The sequence below is a fragment of the Bacteroides sp. AM23-12 genome, assembly GCF_003434395.1.
In the GTDB taxonomy this organism is placed as follows: Bacteria; Bacteroidota; Bacteroidia; order Bacteroidales; family Bacteroidaceae; genus Bacteroides; species Bacteroides thetaiotaomicron.
Genome location: NZ_QTLF01000001.1, coordinates 411965 through 432041, shown reverse-complemented (window position 1 = coordinate 432041; position 20077 = coordinate 411965). Strand labels below are relative to the sequence as shown.

General features: G+C 44.5%; 13 protein-coding genes. 4 read left to right on the top strand and 9 right to left on the bottom strand.

Going from position 1 to position 20077, the window contains the following annotated elements; genetic code table 11:
• Window positions 1-32: 32 nt before the first annotated feature.
• Window positions 33-1061, bottom strand: coding sequence for a FecR family protein (locus DW640_RS01480; protein ID WP_117576945.1), 1029 nt, complete (start codon window positions 1059-1061; stop codon window positions 33-35).
• Window positions 1062-1190: 129 nt separating this feature from the next.
• Here DW640_RS01480 and DW640_RS01475 point away from each other — a divergent pair, with 129 nt between their 5' ends.
• Window positions 1191-1766, top strand: coding sequence for an RNA polymerase sigma-70 factor (locus tag DW640_RS01475; protein WP_008760027.1), 576 nt, complete (start codon window positions 1191-1193; stop codon window positions 1764-1766).
• 389 nt (window positions 1767-2155) lie between these two features.
• Here the strand turns inward: DW640_RS01475 and DW640_RS01470 are convergent, their stop codons facing one another.
• The 3 genes from DW640_RS01470 to DW640_RS01460 form a co-directional block, all read right to left on the bottom strand.
• Window positions 2156-4051: an ATP-binding protein gene (locus tag DW640_RS01470; RefSeq protein ID WP_117576943.1), complete on the bottom strand. Its 1896-nt coding sequence runs from the start codon at window positions 4049-4051 to the stop codon at window positions 2156-2158.
• 116 nt (window positions 4052-4167) lie between these two features.
• Complete coding sequence (locus DW640_RS01465; RefSeq protein ID WP_117576941.1) at window positions 4168-6807, bottom strand: valine--tRNA ligase; 2640 nt, start codon at window positions 6805-6807, stop codon at window positions 4168-4170.
• Between the two features lie 64 nt (window positions 6808-6871).
• Window positions 6872-7510, bottom strand: a complete 639-nt coding sequence (locus DW640_RS01460; protein WP_117576939.1) for a hypothetical protein — start codon at window positions 7508-7510, stop codon at window positions 6872-6874.
• A gap of 91 nt (window positions 7511-7601) precedes the next feature.
• Here DW640_RS01460 and DW640_RS01455 point away from each other — a divergent pair, with 91 nt between their 5' ends.
• Both DW640_RS01455 and mazG read left to right on the top strand, forming a co-directional pair.
• Entirely contained in the window at window positions 7602-8669 is a 1068-nt protein-coding gene (locus DW640_RS01455) for a DUF3810 domain-containing protein (protein ID WP_117576937.1), read from the top strand.
• A 104-nt stretch (window positions 8670-8773) separates the two neighbouring features.
• Window positions 8774-9562: a nucleoside triphosphate pyrophosphohydrolase gene (gene mazG, locus DW640_RS01450; protein WP_117576935.1), complete on the top strand. Its 789-nt coding sequence runs from the start codon at window positions 8774-8776 to the stop codon at window positions 9560-9562.
• A 193-nt stretch (window positions 9563-9755) separates the two neighbouring features.
• Here the strand turns inward: mazG and DW640_RS01445 are convergent, their stop codons facing one another.
• The 5 genes from DW640_RS01445 to rpsA all read right to left on the bottom strand — a co-directional run bounded on the left by DW640_RS01445 (window position 9756) and on the right by rpsA (window position 14076).
• Window positions 9756-10223, bottom strand: a complete 468-nt coding sequence (locus DW640_RS01445) for a hypothetical protein (RefSeq protein WP_061474388.1) — start codon at window positions 10221-10223, stop codon at window positions 9756-9758.
• Between the two features lie 26 nt (window positions 10224-10249).
• Window positions 10250-10636, bottom strand: coding sequence for a hypothetical protein (locus DW640_RS01440; protein WP_008760020.1), 387 nt, complete (start codon window positions 10634-10636; stop codon window positions 10250-10252).
• Window positions 10637-10683: 47 nt separating this feature from the next.
• The gene (locus tag DW640_RS01435) at window positions 10684-11235 is read right to left on the bottom strand and encodes an RNA polymerase sigma factor (protein ID WP_008760019.1); all 552 of its coding nucleotides are present in this window, start codon (window positions 11233-11235) and stop codon (window positions 10684-10686) included.
• Window positions 11222-12172, bottom strand: coding sequence for a ribonuclease Z (locus tag DW640_RS01430; RefSeq protein WP_117576933.1), 951 nt, complete (start codon window positions 12170-12172; stop codon window positions 11222-11224). The genes DW640_RS01435 and DW640_RS01430 overlap by 14 nt, the downstream gene beginning before the upstream one ends.
• A gap of 104 nt (window positions 12173-12276) precedes the next feature.
• Entirely contained in the window at window positions 12277-14076 is a 1800-nt protein-coding gene (gene rpsA / locus DW640_RS01425; protein WP_008764512.1) for a 30S ribosomal protein S1, read from the bottom strand.
• Between the two features lie 168 nt (window positions 14077-14244).
• On the opposite strand from rpsA, the gene DW640_RS01420 reads away from it, so the two are divergent.
• On the top strand, window positions 14245-20073 hold the full coding sequence (locus DW640_RS01420; RefSeq protein WP_117576931.1) for a DUF3320 domain-containing protein: 5829 nt from the start codon (window positions 14245-14247) through the stop codon (window positions 20071-20073).
• The last annotated feature ends 4 nt before the right edge of the window (window positions 20074-20077 follow it).

Genomic DNA, 20077 nt, shown 5'->3' with positions numbered 1-20077 from the left:
TGCCTTCATATTATTAAATTGTTAAAGGTTAATCAATAAATTTCTATTATCTCTTTTTTCCTGTCACTTCCATCCTTATCATCATTGATATGTTGCCAACGTATTTTAGAGGATACTTTAAAATATTCCAGAATCTTCTCCAAACGTTGATTTGTAAAGGTTCCCGTAAACGAACTATTCTTCAGTTTTTCGTTCTTAATAACAAATTTCACACTATATCTTTTTTCCAGCATCCATAATGCTTCTTCCAAAGGTGTATTATCAAGAACAACTTCTCCATCTTTCCAAGCCAATTCTGATTTTCCCGAAGTTTTATAAAGGTGGACTTTATCAGTCTCCGAATCATACACCAGCTTCTCTCTTGGAGATAAGAACACATGTTTCACCCCAGCGTCTTTCTCGAACATAAAATCTACTTTTCCTTCAATCAAAGTTGTAATAACCTCTGTATTCTGTTCATATGCTTCCACATTGAAACATGTACCCAATACTTCTATCTGTGATTGATGTGTAGTAGAAAGGATAAATTTCTTTTCCGGATCTTTGGCCACTTCAAAGTATGCTTCACCACTTAACGTCACTCTACGGAAATCTCCATTAAAGCGAGAAGGATAAGACAAAGAAGATTCCGAATTCAAATAAACAATTGTACCATCGGGTAATGTCAACGAAGTGATCATTCCAGGACTAGTCTTAACTTCCATCATCTCCGCTACCTCACCAGTATCCCCTTTCCAATTCTGCCATATAAATAAGGTAAGAAGCGGAATAAATAGAATTGCAGCAGCACGTTGTGCCCACTCCCACCACACTATCCTTCTCACTTCACGGTCCGACATTTTTCCCTTTACTTTCAGTAAAGCTTTCTCCGTATCAACTTTCTTCATTACCTGAACCGTGTCCACAGCCAAATAAAGGGCAAAAGTCTGAGTAGCAACTCGTTTATTCTCCTCCGACTCATCTATCCACGCTTCCACTTCCAGACGTTCCCCCTCGCTCAATCTCCCCTCACAATAACGAGGAAGCAATTCTTCTATTCTATTATTATCTAATTCTTTCATCCTTTATTCTACCTTTTATTATATGACAAGACCAAACCATGACATTCCTAAACGAAAACCTTATTTTTTTCAGAAAATCTTTATTTTATTATAAAAAAGCTATATTTGCAGCAAATTAGAATTTAATAAATGAAGGAACTACGCATAAAGAGGAATGACCCTCAATTATCTGAAATACAGCGTGGAGGCCTAAAAGCCTTTGAAATGCTATTCAGGCAATACTATGCAGTGCTATGTGCCTATGGTCATAAATATGTTGACTTTCACGATGCAGAAGAAATTGTGCAAGACTCCCTTCTATGGATATGGGAAAACCGGGAAAACCTAATTATTGAATCATCATTAAGTTCTTATCTCTTTAAAATGGTACATCACAAGGCTTTAAATAAGCTTGCACACATTGATGCCATCAAACGTGCTGATACGCGTTTCTATGAAGAAATGCAAGAGATGATACAGGATATGGACTTCTATCAAATTAAAGAGCTAACCAAACGTATTGAAGAGGCGGTTACTGCATTACCGGAAAGTTATCGGCAAGCATTTGTTATGCATCGTTTCCGGGATATGAGCTACAAAGAAATTGCAGAAACATTGGAAGTGTCTCCAAAGACTGTAGATTATCGTATTCAGCAAGCACTCAAACAATTACGCATCGATTTAAAAGATTATCTGCCATTGCTGCTTCCTTTACTGTTTCCTTAATATAAGTGACTCCTTCCAATAAATTGGATTCGTACCTATTAAATCTATACCATCCTTCAACTAAATAGAGAAAAACGGTCTCTTTTTAGGTAAAGTTCTTTTTTGCTCTATCAATTAAAGCTATAAAACAGAAAATAGTAAATCTGTATTTATCTATAGTACAAGCTGATACAGATCATAAATTCTCAACCATTCTCATCATGATGAGAATTATTTCTCACCACAGTGAGAACTTTTTCTCATCACAGTGAGAATCTTTTCTCATTGCATTGAGAATTTTTTCTCATTGTGGTGAGAATATTGTCTCATCGTAATAAGCTGACCAAAGTCTTGGAAGTCTGCAATACATAAAACAAACAATCATAAAGGATAAGAAGACAGATACAATCCTATTCTTGCCGATAAGGTAGCGTAAACCAGAAAGTAGAACCTTTGTTTTCCTCTGATTCAACTCCAATCGTCCCTCCTAAGCGATCGATAATCATCTGACAAATGGAAAGTCCCAAACCTGTTCCCTGAACAAAAGGATTGTATTTCACAAACCTTTCGAATACATGCTTGCATTGCTCTTCTGACATGCCGCAGCCTGTATCCGAGACATAAAAGCAAATTGTATCGGCATCCTTCAGACGATATCCCATTCTGATAGAACCTGTCTGAGTAAATTTAATAGCATTGATGACAAAATTAGAAATCAGTTGTATCAAACGATTCTTATCTGTATAAAGGGTACATTCCGGCAGACGTTCGGTAAAGATAAGAGTGACAGTTTCTTTTTTCAAGCGAAGCCTCATACTCTGTTCGATTTCTTCCATCGTCTGGTTGACATCTATCAATGACGGGCAGAAGTCAAAAGTGCCGGCTTCGATCTTGGACATGTCCAGAATATCATTGATCAGTTGAAGAAGCAAGTCGGTATTTGTTTCGATGATGTCTGCATATTCGCGCATCTCCTTACGATCTTCTATATCCGGCAACATATTCGAGAAGCCGACAATCGCATTCAACGGAGTGCGGATTTCATGACTCATATTAGCCAGAAAGGCGGATTTCAACTGATTCGCCTGCTCCGCCTTTTCCATTGCCTCACTCAGACGAGTGTATGCCTTGCGAAGAATACGTATATAATAGGCGATCGCTGCTATCAAAATAAGAAGGAAAATGGAACAGGAAAGGATTTCAACACAGTATTGATGAAATATACTTTTAGGTTCGTTGACATAAACAGCTCGTTCAGGATAAAGGTGATAGGGAATATTGTAGGATTCCAGCACCGGATAACAGAGGTAGGCACTCGCCTTCCCTCCTATACTTTCGGAAATGTCCTCCGCCTGTTCTCCATGCAACACACGGTCAATAATTTCAAGTAAGGAATCGCCGAATGATTCTGCAGAAACGTAATAGCCTCCTGCAAAAGTATTATTGGACAGGTCTTCGGAAGAAAGCAGGAACAAGGGAGAGGACGTAAAATTGGTGATAATCTCTTGAATATGATCAAAAAGATAATTATTATCTTCTTTATTATGCGACTCAAACCAGGAATAATAAATAATTCCGGTGTTTGCTTTATAGCTGCGCAAGGTGTCCAGAAGCATTTCTGTTGACAAGTGAGTGGTAGAAAGCAATTCTAAAGGCAGGTTTGGGAAATGCTTTTCAACAGCTTCTTTCACGTCTCCGCGGGTTTCTTCACTGATGTAGCGATCGTCCGAGATAAATGCCAGGCGATCCATATCAGGTATCAGGCTATAGATCAGTTCAACGGTTTCCTTCACATAGTAATGCTGTTTCAGGGTAGTCAGGTTGTAGCCTTTTCTCCATTCTTGGGCGGGGACGCTGTTGGTTTCATTCAACGGGGCATGAGAGAGCAGAATCTCCAAGGTAGCAGGCAGGCGGTCACGGGAGTTCGTTATGATCACCGGAACATCTTTCCACAGGTCATCAAATAAAGGACGACAGACAATCCAGCCCGGATCACCAATTATCACAATAGCGGCAGGAGGAAGCGGATATTTCTGACGCAGATGCTCGATGACCGCATTTACCTCCATCGTATCCTGCAAGGCCGGGACAGACAATGATTCCGCTCTGGCGGTTATCCCCTGTTCCTGAAGGACATCGTGCACATACCAATAGAAGTTTTTGGCCCAGGGAAGGTTGAAGTTGATGGAATTTAAAACCAATATTTCTTTATCTGATTTCCCATTACCTGCCAACATAGGGGAAAGGAGTCCTTCGAAAAGAAGAAAGAACGCACCTGTTAAGCATATTCGCAGTAATTGTTTCATTTTGCTGTGTGATTAAAAGTGGAAGCAAAGATAATATTATTTTTATCTTTTAAAAAGAAAGGCATCCCAAATCTATCGGGATGCCTCTCTATTACATATTTTTATGTATCAGTTCATTATGCCTTTTTTAAAGCTGCGATGCTTTCTTTCAAAGAACTGATAATACTTTCCGCATCGGCCTGTTTTTTACGTTCCATTTCGAGAACGGCTGCCGGGGCGTTATTGACAAATTTCTCATTGCTGAGTTTCTTCAATACACCTTGCAGGAATCCTTCCTTATGTTTCAGTTCAGCTTCCATACGGGCGATTTCGGCTTCTACATCAATCATGTTGCCCAATGGCACAGCGTATTCGGTAGTTCCTACCATGAAGGAAGAAGCACCTTCCGCCTTGCTCTCTACCACTGTAATGGAAGAAAGGTTACACATCTTCTGGATCACCGCATTGAACTCTGCAACCGGATTTTCGCCCAGCACCTGCAAGTCAAGCGGTTCTTTCTGAGCTATGTTCTTTTGCAGACGGATGCTGCGGATATTACTGATAACTCCCTTGACAACTTCAAACTGTGCAACGAATGCGGTGTCTACATAAGTATCCATGTTCAATGCACTTACCATCAGACTTTCTCCTTCTTCCGCATTACGTTCGTACATCTGTTGCCACAATTCTTCTGTGATGAACGGCATAAACGGATGAAGCAGATGCAACAGGTTATCGAGGAAGCAGAGAGTAGCGCTATAAGTGGTACGGTCAATTCCCTGTCCGTAAGCCGGTTTAATCATTTCCAGATACCAGGAAGAGAATTCATCCCAGAATAATTTATAAACAGCCATCAATGCTTCGCTCAGACGGTATTTGCTGAACAAGTCCGCTACTTCGGCAGCTACTTCGTTCTGCTTGGATTCAAACCAGTGGACAGCCAGTTTAGCGGCATCCGGAGCCTGAATATTATCGTCAACCGTCCAGCCCTTGATCAGACGGAAAGCGTTCCATATCTTGCTGCAGAAGTTACGTCCCTGTTCGCAGAGCGCGTCGTCGAAAAGAATATCGTTTCCGGCGGGAGCTGCCAGCATCATTCCCATACGGACACCGTCGGCACCATATTTGTCGATCAGTTCCAACGGGTCGGGTGAGTTGCCGAGTGACTTGGACATCTTACGTCCCAGCTTGTCGCGAACGATCCCTGTAAAGTAAACGTTCTTGAACGGCATCTTTCCTTCATATTCGTAACCCGCCATGATCATACGTGCCACCCAGAAGAAGATGATATCCGGTCCGGTCACCAAGTCGCTGGTCGGATAGTAATAGCTGATTTCCTCGTTACCCGGATGATTGATTCCGTCAAACAGGGAGATAGGCCACAACCAGGAAGAGAACCAAGTATCCAGACAGTCTTCGTCCTGACGAAGATCATCCATCGTCAAAGCGGCGTTTCCTGTTTTCTCTTTGGCTTTAGCCAGCGCTTCTTCGGGAGTAGTAGCTACCACATAGCCACCTTCCGGCAGGAAGTAAGCAGGAATACGATGTCCCCACCACAACTGGCGGCTGATACACCAGTCTTTGATGTTCTCCATCCAGTGGCGGTATGTATTCTTATATTTGGCAGGATAGAATTTCAACTCATCGTTCATTACCGGAGGCAATGCCATATCGGCAAAATGCTGCATTTTGAGGAACCACTGCATAGACAATTTCGGTTCGATCACTACATTGGTACGTTCCGAGTAACCTACTTTATTTGTGTAGGCTTCTGTCTTTTCGAGCAATCCGGCAGCATCGAGGTCTTTCTCAATCTGCTTGCGGACGTCGAAACGATCCATACCGATATACAATCCGGCAGCTTCGCTCAAAGTCCCGTTATCATTGAAGATGTCGATGCTGGGCAGATTATACTTTTCACCCAACATATAGTCATTTACGTCGTGGGCCGGAGTTACTTTCAGACAACCGGTACCGAACTCAATGTCCACATAATCGTCCTCGATGACAGGGATAACACGGTTTACCAACGGAACGATTACTTTCTTTCCTTTCAGCCATGCGTTCTTGGGGTCGTTGGGGTTGATACACATTGCCGTATCGCCCATGATTGTTTCGGGACGGGTCGTTGCTACTACTGCATAGCGGCCTTCCGGATCACCTTCCACCTTATAGCGGAGATAGAACAGTTTTCCGTGCTCTTCCTTGTAGATCACTTCTTCGTCAGAAAGGGCAGTCAACGCTTTCGGGTCCCAGTTTACCATACGGACACCACGGTAAATCAATCCTTTGTTGTACAAGTCTACAAATACTTTCAATACGCTTTTGCTGCGTTCCTCATCCATAGTAAAGGCGGTGCGGTCCCAGTCACAGGATGCACCCAGTTTGCGGAGCTGCTTCAGGATAATGCCTCCGTGCTCTTCTGTCCAGTCCCAGGCATGTTTCAGGAACTCATCACGTGTCAGGTCTGTCTTCTTGATGCCCTGGGCAGCGAGTTTGTTTACAACTTTTGCTTCGGTAGCGATGGAAGCGTGGTCAGTTCCCGGCACCCAGCAGGCATTCTTACCTTCCATACGGGCACGACGAACCAAAATATCCTGAATGGTATTATTAAGCATGTGTCCCATGTGCAACACACCGGTGACGTTCGGGGGCGGAATGACGATGGTGTAAGGTTCACGACCATCGGGTTTCGAACTGAATAAACGGTGTTCCAGCCAATACTGGTACCACTTTCCCTCCACGTCAGCGGGATTGTACTTACTTGCTAATTCCATGTTTCTTTATGTATATGATAATGTATATTCAAAAAATAACGGCTGCAAAATTAATAATTTTAATTCAAATCTTACCACCCACAGGATGTTTCTGTGCCCGGAAAGATAATTTATATCCCTCATAAACAGCAATTCCATAAAATAAGGCGGACATCGACACCACATTCTTCACCATGACAGAAAAGATTTCGCCATAATCGACTTCCGCCAGCACTTCGAAAAAGGTCATATCATAATCCTTGGCAGCAAAGCCGATGATGGATAGGAAATCACCCAACACACAACTGATCAATGCCAGTGCTGCTCCAAGAAGACCGAAGACGGGACGTATCCCCTTCCCCTGCCGCATGGCGAAACCGACCAGGAATCCGACTCCGATAGCCATATATCCCATCTGAAGACCTGTAGAAACGGAGATGAGACTCCATGCCACCGCCCCCAAGATACATGCGACGGATGCATACAGCACTCCTTTGGGAAGATTTTCTTCGGCGAGAAGTTCTTCTTCCGTCATTGACACCGGAAAGTCGTCGGGCTTGGGAGGAGCCATCTTCAACAGTTCTTCATCCTTCTCGAAGTTTTCGCATTCTTCGTCAAAGTCAGGAAGCTCTCTGGTACGTTTGCAAACAAGCCCTTTCCCATTCACGAAATCACGTGACACGCAATTCCGGCAATACTTTTCAATTTCTTCTACGGTAGCCATCTTTCGTTTAACAGTTTTTTTGCAAATATAGAGGTATTTTTTCGCGTGACGTTTATTTAATGCATATTTTTGTTGACTAAAATCTGAACGGATGATGAAACGGAAACTGATAATTAGATATATACTCCTGGGAGTACTGCTGCTTCTGGTATGGATGACACAGTCGATTCCCGCGTTGGGAAACCTGTATTCACAAACCGTTTATCCTGTCATCTCCCGCGTTTTGTCATTCTTCTCCAACTTATTTCCTTTTGCCATAGGGGATCTATTTATTTTCGGGAGTATCACGGGAGTCATCGTTTATCCTTTTTATGCCCGTATCCGCAAGAAACTGCCGTGGAAAAGGATTCTGCTACGTGACGGGGAATATCTGTTATGGGTTTACGTATGGTTCTACCTCGCGTGGGGGTTAAACTATTCGCAGCCAAACTTTTACCAGCGTACGCATATTCCTTATACAGCTTACACACCGGAGATTTTTCAAGAGTTTGTGGATGACTATATCGACTCACTGAACAGTTTGTTTGTTCCCGTAAAAGGAATCCATGAGAAACAGGTACGTGACGAAGCTGTCAAACTTTACAATCAATTAAGCGACAGCCTGGGAGTGCACCGCCCGCCATTTCCCAATCCACGGGTCAAGACGATGGTTTTCACCCCATTCATATCAATGGTCGGAGTGACAGGAAGCATGGGGCCTTTCTTCTGCGAATTCACCTTAAACGGAGACTTGCTCCCCATCAACTATCCGGCAACGTACACTCACGAACTGGCTCATCTGCTGGGAATTTCGAGCGAGGCAGAGGCCAATTTCTATGCCTATCAGGTTTGTACCCGTTCACAAATAAAGGGAATCCGTTTCAGCGGCTACTTCTCGATTCTGAATCATGTATTGGGGAATGCCCGACGACTGTTGAGTGAAAAAGAATACGCCGATATAATCAACCGTATCCGACCGGAGATTATAGAACTGGCGAAAAAGAATCAGGAATACTGGATGGCTAAATACAGTCCGTTGATCGGTGATGTTCAAAACTGGATATACGACCTCTACCTGAAAGGAAACAAAATAGAAAGCGGAAGAAAAAACTATTCGGAAGTGATCGGGCTGTTGATTTCGTATCAAGTATGGAAAGCGAAAACCGCATCAGACCAATAAAAAGACTTTTATTAGCGCCCTTGCTTCTGTTTTCGTACCGATTAAGGCTATAAAAGACAAGGAAGCATTATCTTTGCAACATTATTTATAAAAAAATCAAAGGAATGATACATACAAGAGAAGAACAGATGGAAGCCTTCGGCCGCTTTCTGGACATCCTCGACGAGCTTCGGGTTAAATGTCCGTGGGACCGCAAGCAGACGAATGAAAGTCTGCGCCCCAACACTATAGAAGAGACTTACGAGCTTTGTGATGCCTTGATGAGGGATGACAAAAAAGATATTTGCAAGGAGTTGGGAGATGTGCTGCTACACGTAGCATTCTATGCAAAGATCGGTTCGGAGACAGGAGACTTCGACATCAAAGATGTCTGTGACAAGTTGTGCGACAAACTGATTTTCCGCCATCCTCACGTATTCGGAGAAGTAAAAGCTGAGACTGCCGGACAGGTATCCGAAAACTGGGAACAGCTGAAACTGAAAGAAAAAGACGGAAACAAAAGTGTATTAAGCGGTGTTCCCGCTGCACTCCCTTCACTCATCAAGGCTTACCGCATTCAGGACAAAGCCCGCAATGTAGGCTTCGACTGGGAAGAACGGGAACAGGTATGGGATAAGGTAAAAGAAGAAATCGGAGAATTCCAAGCAGAGGTAGCCAACATGGACAAAGAGAAAGCAGAAGCCGAATTCGGTGACGTCATGTTCAGCCTCATCAATGCGGCACGCCTCTACAAAATCAATCCGGACAATGCTTTGGAACTAACCAATCAAAAGTTCATCCGCCGTTTCAACTACCTGGAGGAACATACGATTAAAGAAGGGAAAAACCTCAAAGATATGTCTCTTGAGGAGATGGACTCTATTTGGAACGAAGCTAAGAGAAAAGGACTGTAACACCATCCTCCTTCCTTATGGAATGGATATAATACCTGTCCAAACTCTGTTATTCCCACTTCCAATGGTCTACTCTTTTAGTAAAGCAACAAAGATACATCCGGAAACAAAAATCAGAGGCTCTATCCTATGCGGATAGAGCCTCTGATTTACTCTGACAGAACGTCTGTTTCATCCAAACAGAGCCTCCGTTTTATTTCTTCCTTTTCGGATCATTTCCTCCGTCCTTGCGGTTCATGCCTTTCAGCATTTCCCGATGGAAACGCATCTCCGCACGTTGAACAAGGAATATCTTCTTGTTGGAAAGTATCTTTTTAAACCGGTCCAGATAAGACTTATCAAGACGGTCGGCAGCGATACGGTTGTCACATACCTTTGCTACAATTTCTTCGTACTGGGCTTCTGTTGTTTTGTCGTCTTTACCTCGACGCATTAAACTCCACGATTCATCGTTCAGTTTCTTCTTCTTCTCCTGCAGTTCAAAATAAACCGGGAAGAATTTGGCAGCCTCTTCTTTGGTCAATCCGGCCTGCTCAATAATAAACGCTTTCTGTTTATTCCGGAATTCCTCACGGGACAAATGCTGGTCACATCCATCGGCAGCCCAAAGAACAGGCATAAAGCCACATAACAAAACGACTAAAGCGATTAGTTTCTTCATTTTCTTATTCAATCTGTTTTAATAAATCATTCTACACTCGCGTCACTCAGATAGACGTATAACGAATAATCATCCAACATCGCACGGTCTAACGCAACATCAATCATCTCATCGGATACCTGTTCCGTATCCGCTTCCATAGCCGTTACTGCCACCGCTATATCATCTGCCACCGGTTTATGGTCTGATGACGCTACCCGGATAATCAGGGCAGCTCCTACAAACATAGCCGCCATATAGAATAATGGTTTCAATCTCGTCCATGTCGAAACATGCTCTTCCTTGAAAGCGACTTTCTCTTTTTCAGGAAGTTTGTTCATCACCTCTGAAGTCAGATTTTCAAAGTAACCGTCGGGCACTTTGAAGGAATGCTCCTTTCCGATTTTCTTCAATAGGGTATCTTCTTCTTTCATACGTTTTTCTCCTCTCTTTTGATTAGACGATATCTGCTTTAAAAGGTTTAATCTACTTCTTCCAAAAACTTCTCTATTTTCTTTACCGCATGGTGATAGGAGGCCTTCAGCGCTCCGACTGAAGTTCCAAAGATTTCTGACATCTCTTCGTACTTCATTTCCTGATAATACTTCAGGTTGAACACCATTCGTTGTTTTTCGGGCAAGGTCAGCAATGCTTTCTGCAATAACATCTGCACCTGATCGCCCGAATAGTAGGGATCACTCTCCAGTTTCTGCACAATCGCCGCTTCGGGATCGTCGATAGCCACCGTCGTTGTAGCACGCTGCCTGTTCAGAAAAGTAAGACATTCATTCAGCGCAATACGGTAGAGCCACGTAGACAGCTTCGCCTCGGCACGGAAATAGTCAATATTTGTCCATGCCTTGATGAAGGTGTTTTGCAGAAGGTCGTTCGCATCTTCATGCGACAGTACCATCCGGCGGATCTGCCAGTATAACTGCTCGCTGTATTGCGCCACAATCAACTCAAATCCTTTCCGCTGTGTACTCTCCTCCTGAAGGAGTTTCAGAACCTCACGTTCGTTATAAGGGGTCATAGTCTCTCGTATCTGTATAGTTATTTATGGTTATGCACATATTCTCTCTTGCCAAAACCGTTTGGGGGAAGATAGCCGCTGCTTCATTCAACAATACAGACTCGTCCTCATAGCGGGCAGAAAAATGTCCGATAACCAATTGTTTCACTTCAGCATTCAAAGCAATCTGTGCGGCCTGTGCAGCAGTTGTATGATGAGTTTCCCTTGCCCGCACCTGTTCGGTCTGAGCAAAGGTGGCTTCGTGGAAAAGGAGGTCTACCCCCTTTATCTGCTCCACGATCTCAGGTCGGTAAATTGTGTCGGAGCAATAAGCATATTTTCGTGCAGGGGCAGAAGGACGGGTCAGCCGATGATTCGGAATGACTTCTCCTTCGGAAGTTACAAAATCCGCTCCGTTCTTGATCCGGTTCAGTTCGTAGACGGGTACTTTATAGAAATCCACCATATCTCTGATGATATGATTGGGACGCTGCTTTTCTTCAAAAAGAAAACCACAGCAAGGAATACGGTGTCTCAGAGGAATGGTGGTCACAGCCACCGAGCGGTCGTCATAGATCAGCGTCGGCTCCTTCGTCTCAAATTCATGGAAAAAGACTTTATAGGCCAGCGTTTTGCAAAAGAAAGAAAGTAAGGGAGCAAACAGTTCTTCCAGTCCTTTGGGTGAATGGATATGCAAGTCTGCCGTTCGTCCCAACAGACCGAAGGTAGAAATCAGCCCTAACAGTCCAAAGCAATGATCGCCATGAAGATGGGAAATAAGGATATGATTCAAGCGGGAAAACTTCAAGCGGGAACGACGCAACTGCATCTGCGCTCCTTCCCCACAGTCAATCATAAAAAGCTTTTCACGCAAGTTCACAACCTGCGATGTCGCAAAATGGCGAGTGGTGGGCAAAGCAGAACCGCATCCAAGTATATGTAGTTCGAATTTCTCCATAGCGGCACAAATGTACACAAGTTTTTTGGTATTTGCGCTATCATGGCAAAACAAAAAAAGCGCCCCGATAACCGGAGCGCTTTTCCATTATATAGAAATAACGATTATTTCTTTCCTTCCAACTGTTCTTTCAAAGCAGCCAAAGCGTCGATGTCGCCCAGCGTAGTTGAAGCAGCCTGGTTCTGGATCATCGGAGCATCTTCTCTCTTGTTGTTAGAAGACTTCTTAGCACCGGAAGCAGCTTTCTTTTCTGCTCTTTCTTCGGCCTTAGCTACATCTTCGAAGATACGGCTGTGAGACAGGATGATTCTCTTAGCGTCTTTGTTGAACTCGATCACTTTGAATTCAAGTTTCTCATCCAACTGAGCTTGTGAACCGTCTTCTTTTACAAGGTGTTTCGGAGTTGCGAAACCTTCTACACCGTAAGGAAGAGCTACAACAGCACCCTTATCCAACATTTCGATGATAGTACCTTCGTGTACAGAACCTACAGTGAATACTGTTTCGAATACATCCCAAGGATTTTCTTCGAGTTGCTTGTGACCAAGGCTCAAACGACGGTTTTCTTTGTCGATTTCCAATACCTGAACTTCGATGTCAGCACCAATCTGAGTAAATTCTGACGGGTGTTTTACTTTCTTAGTCCAAGAAAGGTCAGAGATGTGGATCAAGCCGTCAACACCTTCTTCGATTTCTACGAATACACCGAAGTTAGTGAAGTTACGTACTTTTGCAGTATGCTTGGAACCTACAGGATACTTCTCTTCGATAGTTTCCCATGGATCTTGTTTCAGTTGTTTGATACCCAAAGACATCTTACGTTCTTCGCGGTCCAAAGTCAGAACTACAGCTTCTACTTCGTCGCCCACCTTCATGAAGTCCTGAGCAGAACGCAAATGCTGGCTCCAAGACATTTCTGATACGTGGATCAGACCTTCTACACCTGTAGCGATTTCGATGAATGCACCGTAGTCAGCCATAACGACAACTTTACCTTTCACCTTGTCACCTACCTTCAAGTCAGTGTCAAGAGCATCCCATGGGTGCGGAGTCAGTTGCTTCAAGCCAAGAGCGATACGTTTCTTTTCGTCATCGAAGTCAAGGATAACAACGTTGAGCTTCTGATCCAGTTCAACCACTTCTTTCGGATCGCTAACGCGGCCCCAAGAAAGGTCTGTGATGTGGATCAAACCGTCTACGCCACCCAAGTCGATGAACACACCGTAAGAGGTGATATTCTTAACAGTTCCTTCAAGAACCTGTCCTTTTTCGAGCTTGCCGATAATTTCTTTCTTCTGTTGTTCCAGTTCAGCTTCGATAAGAGCCTTGTGAGATACAACAACGTTTTTGAATTCCTGGTTGATCTTAACCACTTTGAATTCCATTGTTTTGCCAACGAATACATCATAGTCACGGATCGGTTTAACGTCGATCTGAGAACCCGGCAAGAATGCTTCGATTCCGAATACGTCTACGATCATACCACCCTTTGTGCGGCACTTGATGAATCCCTTGATAATTTCTTCATTTTCCAGAGCAGCGTTAACGCGATCCCAAGAACGAGTAGCGCGGGCTTTTCTGTGTGACAGAACGAGTTGTCCTTTTTTGTCTTCCTGGTTTTCGATGTATACTTCTACAGTATCACCTACCTTCAGGTCCGGATTGTAACGGAACTCATTCAAAGGAATGATACCGTCTGATTTGTAACCGATGTTCACAACTACTTCACGCTTGTTCATTGCGATTACGGTTCCGTCAACAACCTCACGGTCGTTCACTTTGTTAAGCGTACCGTCGTAAGCTTTTTCTAGTTCTTCGTGGCTTGCGCTTGTTACAGCTTCGCCGTTTTCATAAGCATCCCAGTTGAAGTCCTCAATAGGAGCTACGTTCTTTAAGTTTTCCATTAATAAATAAATTGTTTAATACTTTAATTGAATAAGACATTATATTATCTATAAATCGGGCGCAAAGGTAGGAATATTTTCTTGACCGACAAAAGAATACCCAAAGAAAAGATGGTAATATCCGTATTTTTTGTAATATTGCAAATCTAATATTATACGACTTTCAACATGAACGGAACATTGGACAAAATCAGGGTGCAGTTTGATTATCTGCCACTTATTAATTTCGCGATGCAGCAAAACAAAGTATCGGTCATCCATCAGCTTTCGATTGAAAATATGACGTCCGAACCCTTCAGAAACATTCAGGTACAAATCACGGCCGAGCCCGACTTCGGCAGTATCACTCCTGTGATGATGGAAGCGATTCCCGCCAATAATACCGTGTGTCTGCAATCGTTCAGCCTGGTCTTGTCCGCCAATTATTTCGCCCAGCTGACCGAGCGTATGTCGGGAAGTCTGAAAATAGAAATCCGCTCCGAGGCGGAAACGATCTTTACCCGGACCTACCCCATCGACATTCTGGCATACGACCAATGGGGCGGAATCAATATATTCCCCGAGATGCTGGCAGCATTCATCACCCCGAATCATGCCGTGCTCACTCCTATTATCAAGAGAGCCGCCGCCATTCTGGAACAGTGGACCGGTACTCCTTCACTGGACGAATACCAAAGCCGCAATCCGGACCGTGTGAGAAAGCAGATGGCAGCTATCTACACCGCCCTCACCGAACAGCAGATTATTTACAGCACCATTCCCGCCAGCTTCGAAGAGCACGGGCAGTGTGTCCGTCTGATAGATTCCGTACTGGCACAAAAGCTCGGAACTTGTCTGGATATGGCACTGCTTTATGCTTCCTGTCTCGAATCCATCGGACTGAATGCCCTCATCGTCATCACCAAAGGGCATGCTTTCGCAGGCGGCTGGCTGGTGCCGGAAACCTTTCCAGACCCTGCCATCGACGATGTATCCTTACTGACCAAACGAACCGCCGAAGGAATCTACGACATCACGCTGGTAGAAACCACCTGCATGAATATGGGACATAATGCCGACTTCGACAACGCCGTGAAAAGCGCTAACGGCAAACTGAGCGATCCGGGCAGTTTCATCCTCGCCATCGACATCAGAAGGGCCAGGCATTCGGGAGTCCGCCCGATCCCGCAGCGCGTACTGAACGGACAAGTATGGGAAATAAAGGAAGATGAGGATATGAACAGAAATACCACGCACGCCACTCCGCAAAGTGTGAATCCGTATGATTTGTCGGGCAGCGAAACTCAGACAGTCCTCACCAAACAGTTGCTTTGGGAGAGAAGACTGCTGGATTTGAGTCTGCGCAACAACTTGCTGAATATCCGGATTACAAAGAATACTCTTCAGCTGATTCCGGCAAACCTTGCCTGTCTGGAAGACGCCTTGGCGGAAGGAGATGAGTTTCGTATCCTCCACCGTCCCGCTGAATGGGAGAATCCGGCGATGGAATTTGGCATTTATTCTTCCATACCGGAATCGGATCCGATAGCCGACTTCGTTAATTCGGAGCTTTCACAGAAAAGGTTACGTTTTTACTTGCCGGAGAATGACTTGGGCAAAGCACTGACTCACCTGTACCGTTCGTCCCGTACTTCTATCGAAGAGAACGGAGCGAACACGCTTTATCTGGCTCTCGGACTTCTGAAATGGTACGAAACGCCTTCCAGCGAGCGTCCCCGTTATGCACCGATATTGCTGCTACCAGTCGAAATCATCCGCAAGTCAGCCGCCAAGGGGTATGTGATTCGTTCGCGGGAAGAAGAAACGATGATGAATATCACCTTATTAGAAATGCTTCGTCAGAATTTCGGCATTTCCGTACCGGGACTTGATCCGCTTCCGACGGACGAAAGCGGAATCAACGTAAAACTGATTTATTCCATCATCCGGCACTGCATCAAGAATCAGCGGAAATGGGATGTGGAGGAACAGGCTATTCTAGGTATCTTCTCCTTCAACAAGTTTATCATGTGGAACGACATCCACAACAATGCTCACAAACTGACTCAAAACAAGGTGGTCTCCAGCCTCATCAACGGAAAGATCGAATGGGACGTAACTGCGAAAGAAGTGGATGCCGCCTACATGGACAGGCAGTTATCTCCGGCAGATATTGTACTGCCTATCATTGCCGATTCATCTCAGCTGGAAGCGATTTATGAAGCGGTGCACGACAAGACTTTTATCCTGCACGGCCCTCCGGGAACCGGAAAGTCCCAAACGATAACGAATATCATCGCCAACGCACTTTATAAAGGTAAACGAGTCTTATTTGTTGCCGAGAAGATGGCAGCCCTCTCCGTCGTCCAAAACAGACTGGCGGGCATAGGGCTTGCCCCGTTCTGTCTGGAGATTCATTCCAACAAGACAAAGAAATCCACTGTCATCTCGCAACTAAAGGAGACAACCGAAATCATCAGACGAACTCCTCCCGAAGAGTTCATGAAGGAAGCCGAACGCCTGCTGAAGTTACGAACGGAACTAAACAAATACATCGAAGCCTTACACAAGGAATATCCTTTCGGACTTTCCCTCTATGATGCGATCATCCACTACCAGTTAACAGACGTTGAACCCTGCTTCGATATTCCGTCATCTTATCTGGACAATCTGGACAAAGACCGATTCTCACATTGGGAAGATGCCATCGAATCTTTGGTCAGTACCGCCAATGCTTGCGGCCACCCGTATCTTCACCCATTGACAGGGATTTTCATTCGGGAATATTCGTCCGCCATCAAAGAGGAAGCCTTACAAACGCTCGCCACTTTCATTGGCTTATTGACTGCCATACAATCGAAACTGCCTGTCTTTTCCGCTTTACTGGAAAATACGGACATTCATCCCACCCGCAAGGATTTCAATATAATCAGCGCCATTATCCGAAAAATACTCGATATTCCGGAACTGACGCCCGAACTGCTGACCACTCCTTTATTAAATGAAACGCTGGAAGAGTACCGGAAAGTGACGGAACACGGCAGGAAACGCGATGAAATCAAAGCAGAAATAGAAAACGGATTCACCAAAGAGGTACTGAAGATAAACGCCGGCCCCATGCTGGCCGAATGGAATCGGGTATCCGCCCAATGGTTTCTCCCACGATATTTCGGACAAAGAAAAATAAAAAAGGTGATTCGTCCTTACGCTCTGCAACCGGTAAAGCCAGAGACAGTCCAGCCTTTGCTCCATCAGGTCATCCGGTATCAGGAAGAGCTTGATTTTACAGACAGATACACCGCCAAGCTGCCTTCTTTATTCGGAAGATTCGGAAGAGATGAAGAGTGGCCCATCATCGATCAGATCATCCATGAGGTATCTTCGCTTCATTCCCTGTTACTGAGTTATTCAAAAGATGTGGCGAAAACATCCCGAATCAAACAGAACTTAGCGTTACAACTGACAGAAGGTATCCGGACATTCAGAGATATCCATTCTCATTCTCTGAATGAATTGTATCAGCTGGTCGACACGCTTACGGCAACCGAGCAACGGCTTTCCACCACTCTGGGCATAACCGTAGAGACGCTTTATACAAACTCCGCCGACTGGATCGGCATCGCCCTACAGCAAGCCGGAATATGGAAAGAAAATCTGGACAAACTCAAAGACTGGTATCAATGGCTTCAATCCTACAACAAACTGAACGAGTTGGGTCTCGGATTTATCGCAGAAGAATATAAGGAAAAGAATATTCCTACGGATTTACTCACCAGCAGCTTCCGCAAGAGTTTCTACCAAGCCGTTATTCACTATATCATCGCCAAAGAACCGACGCTGGAATTATTCAACGGCAAGATATTCAATGATATTATAACCAAATACAAGCAGGTATCCGCCAACTTCGAGGACATTACCAAAAAGGAACTGTTCGCCAGACTGGCTTCCAACATTCCGTCCTTCACCCACGAAGCCATTCAAAGTTCAGAAGTCGGAATATTACAAAAGAATATACGCAATAATGCACGCGGAATATCCATCCGCAAGCTATTCGATCAAATACCTATCCTGCTGTCCCGTATGTGTCCGTGTATGTTGATGAGTCCTATATCGGTTGCCCAATATATCGATGCCGATGCAGAGAAATTTGACTTGATCGTCTTCGACGAAGCTTCACAGATGCCGACTTACGAAGCGGTAGGTGCCATCGCCCGAGGCAAGAATGTAGTTATCGTAGGCGACCCCAAACAGATGCCGCCTACCAGCTTCTTCTCCGTTAATACCATTGACGAAGACAACATCGAGATAGAAGATCTGGAAAGTATCCTTGACGATTGCCTCGCTCTCTCTATCCCTTCCAAATACCTGCTGTGGCATTACCGAAGCAAACACGAAAGTCTTATCACTTTCAGTAACTCCGAATATTACGATAATAAGCTGATGACTTTCCCGTCACCGGACAATATTGAATCGAAAGTCAGAATGGTCGCCGTAGACGGTTATTATGACAAAGGAAAATCCCGTCAGAACCAAGCGGAAGCGCAAGCCATAGTAGACGAAATAGCGAGAAGGCTGAGGAGCGAAAAATTAAGGAGAAAAAGTATGGGGGTAGTTACTTTCAACGTGGTTCAGCAGGCGTTGATAGAAGATTTGCTATCCGATCTCTTCGCCTTTCATCCTGAACTGGAAACCTTTGCGCTGGAATGTGAAGAACCCCTGTTCATCAAGAACCTTGAAAATGTGCAAGGAGACGAACGGGATGTGATACTGTTCTCCGTCGGCTATGGTCCCGATGCCGAAGGGCGCGTCAGCATGAACTTCGGTCCGTTGAACCGTGCGGGAGGTGAAAGACGGTTAAACGTAGCCGTCTCCCGTGCCCGATACGAAATGATCATCTTTTCTACGCTGAGATCGGACATGATTGATCTGAACCGAACTTCTTCTATCGGAGTAGCCGGGCTGAAACGCTTCCTTGAATATGCGGAGAAAGGAACCAAGCGCATACTGAATACCTCGACTAATATTCGGACCTCGGAAGAAGAAACTTCTATCGAAAAGATTATTGCCGACAAGTTACGTTCTTCGGGATATACCGTACATACTGATATAGGCTGTTCCGGATATAAGATCGATATTGGCATTGTCGATACTCAAACCCCGTCCAACTACCAATTAGGTATTATCTGTGACGGAAAGAACTACAGACGTACCAAGACTGTCCGTGACCGGGAAATTGTTCAAAACAATGTACTCAAAGCACTGGGATGGAATATCTGCCGTATATGGACGATGGACTGGTGGGAAAAGCCGGATGAAGTGATGGCGTCTATACAAGCAGCGATTGCTCAGGATATGAAAGCGGAGAAACCGGTTATAGTAAAAAAGGAACAAGAAAAAAGAGAAAAGAATGTGCAGGAAACGCCGATGCAGCTAAAATCTGCATGCGCATACACAAACTTTTCTTTTATCTCCGTACAAAATTATAATAGTACTAAAATACGTCCGTTCCTGTACGCTGCCGACGACATCTTCGCTAAAAGAAATAATCCTATTATTGTCTCCCAAGTCCAAAAGATAATAGAAAATGAAGCCCCGATCAGCAAAACCTTACTTGGAAAGAAAATCATATCCGAATGGGGAGTCAACCGTGTAGGACCACGAATAGATGCTCAATTGGAAATAATATTCGACACATTACATCTTTACCGCATAGAACATGACGGGCTTATCTTCTGCTGGAAAGATGAAGCGCAATACCGTTCTTATTCAGAGTACCGTCCCGATTCCGACCGAGATGCAGCGGATCTGCCACCCGAAGAAATAGCCAATGCCATCCAACAAATATTAATCAATTCCATCAGCCTGCCTTTACCCGATTTGGCAAAAGCATGCGCACAAGTATTCGGCTTCACACACATGGGGTCAAACATCGAAGCATCCATGCTCAGAGGGATTCAGGAAGCGGTAAAAAGGAATTATGCCAAAGTTGAAAACGGAAGGGCAACGATCATCGATTAACACG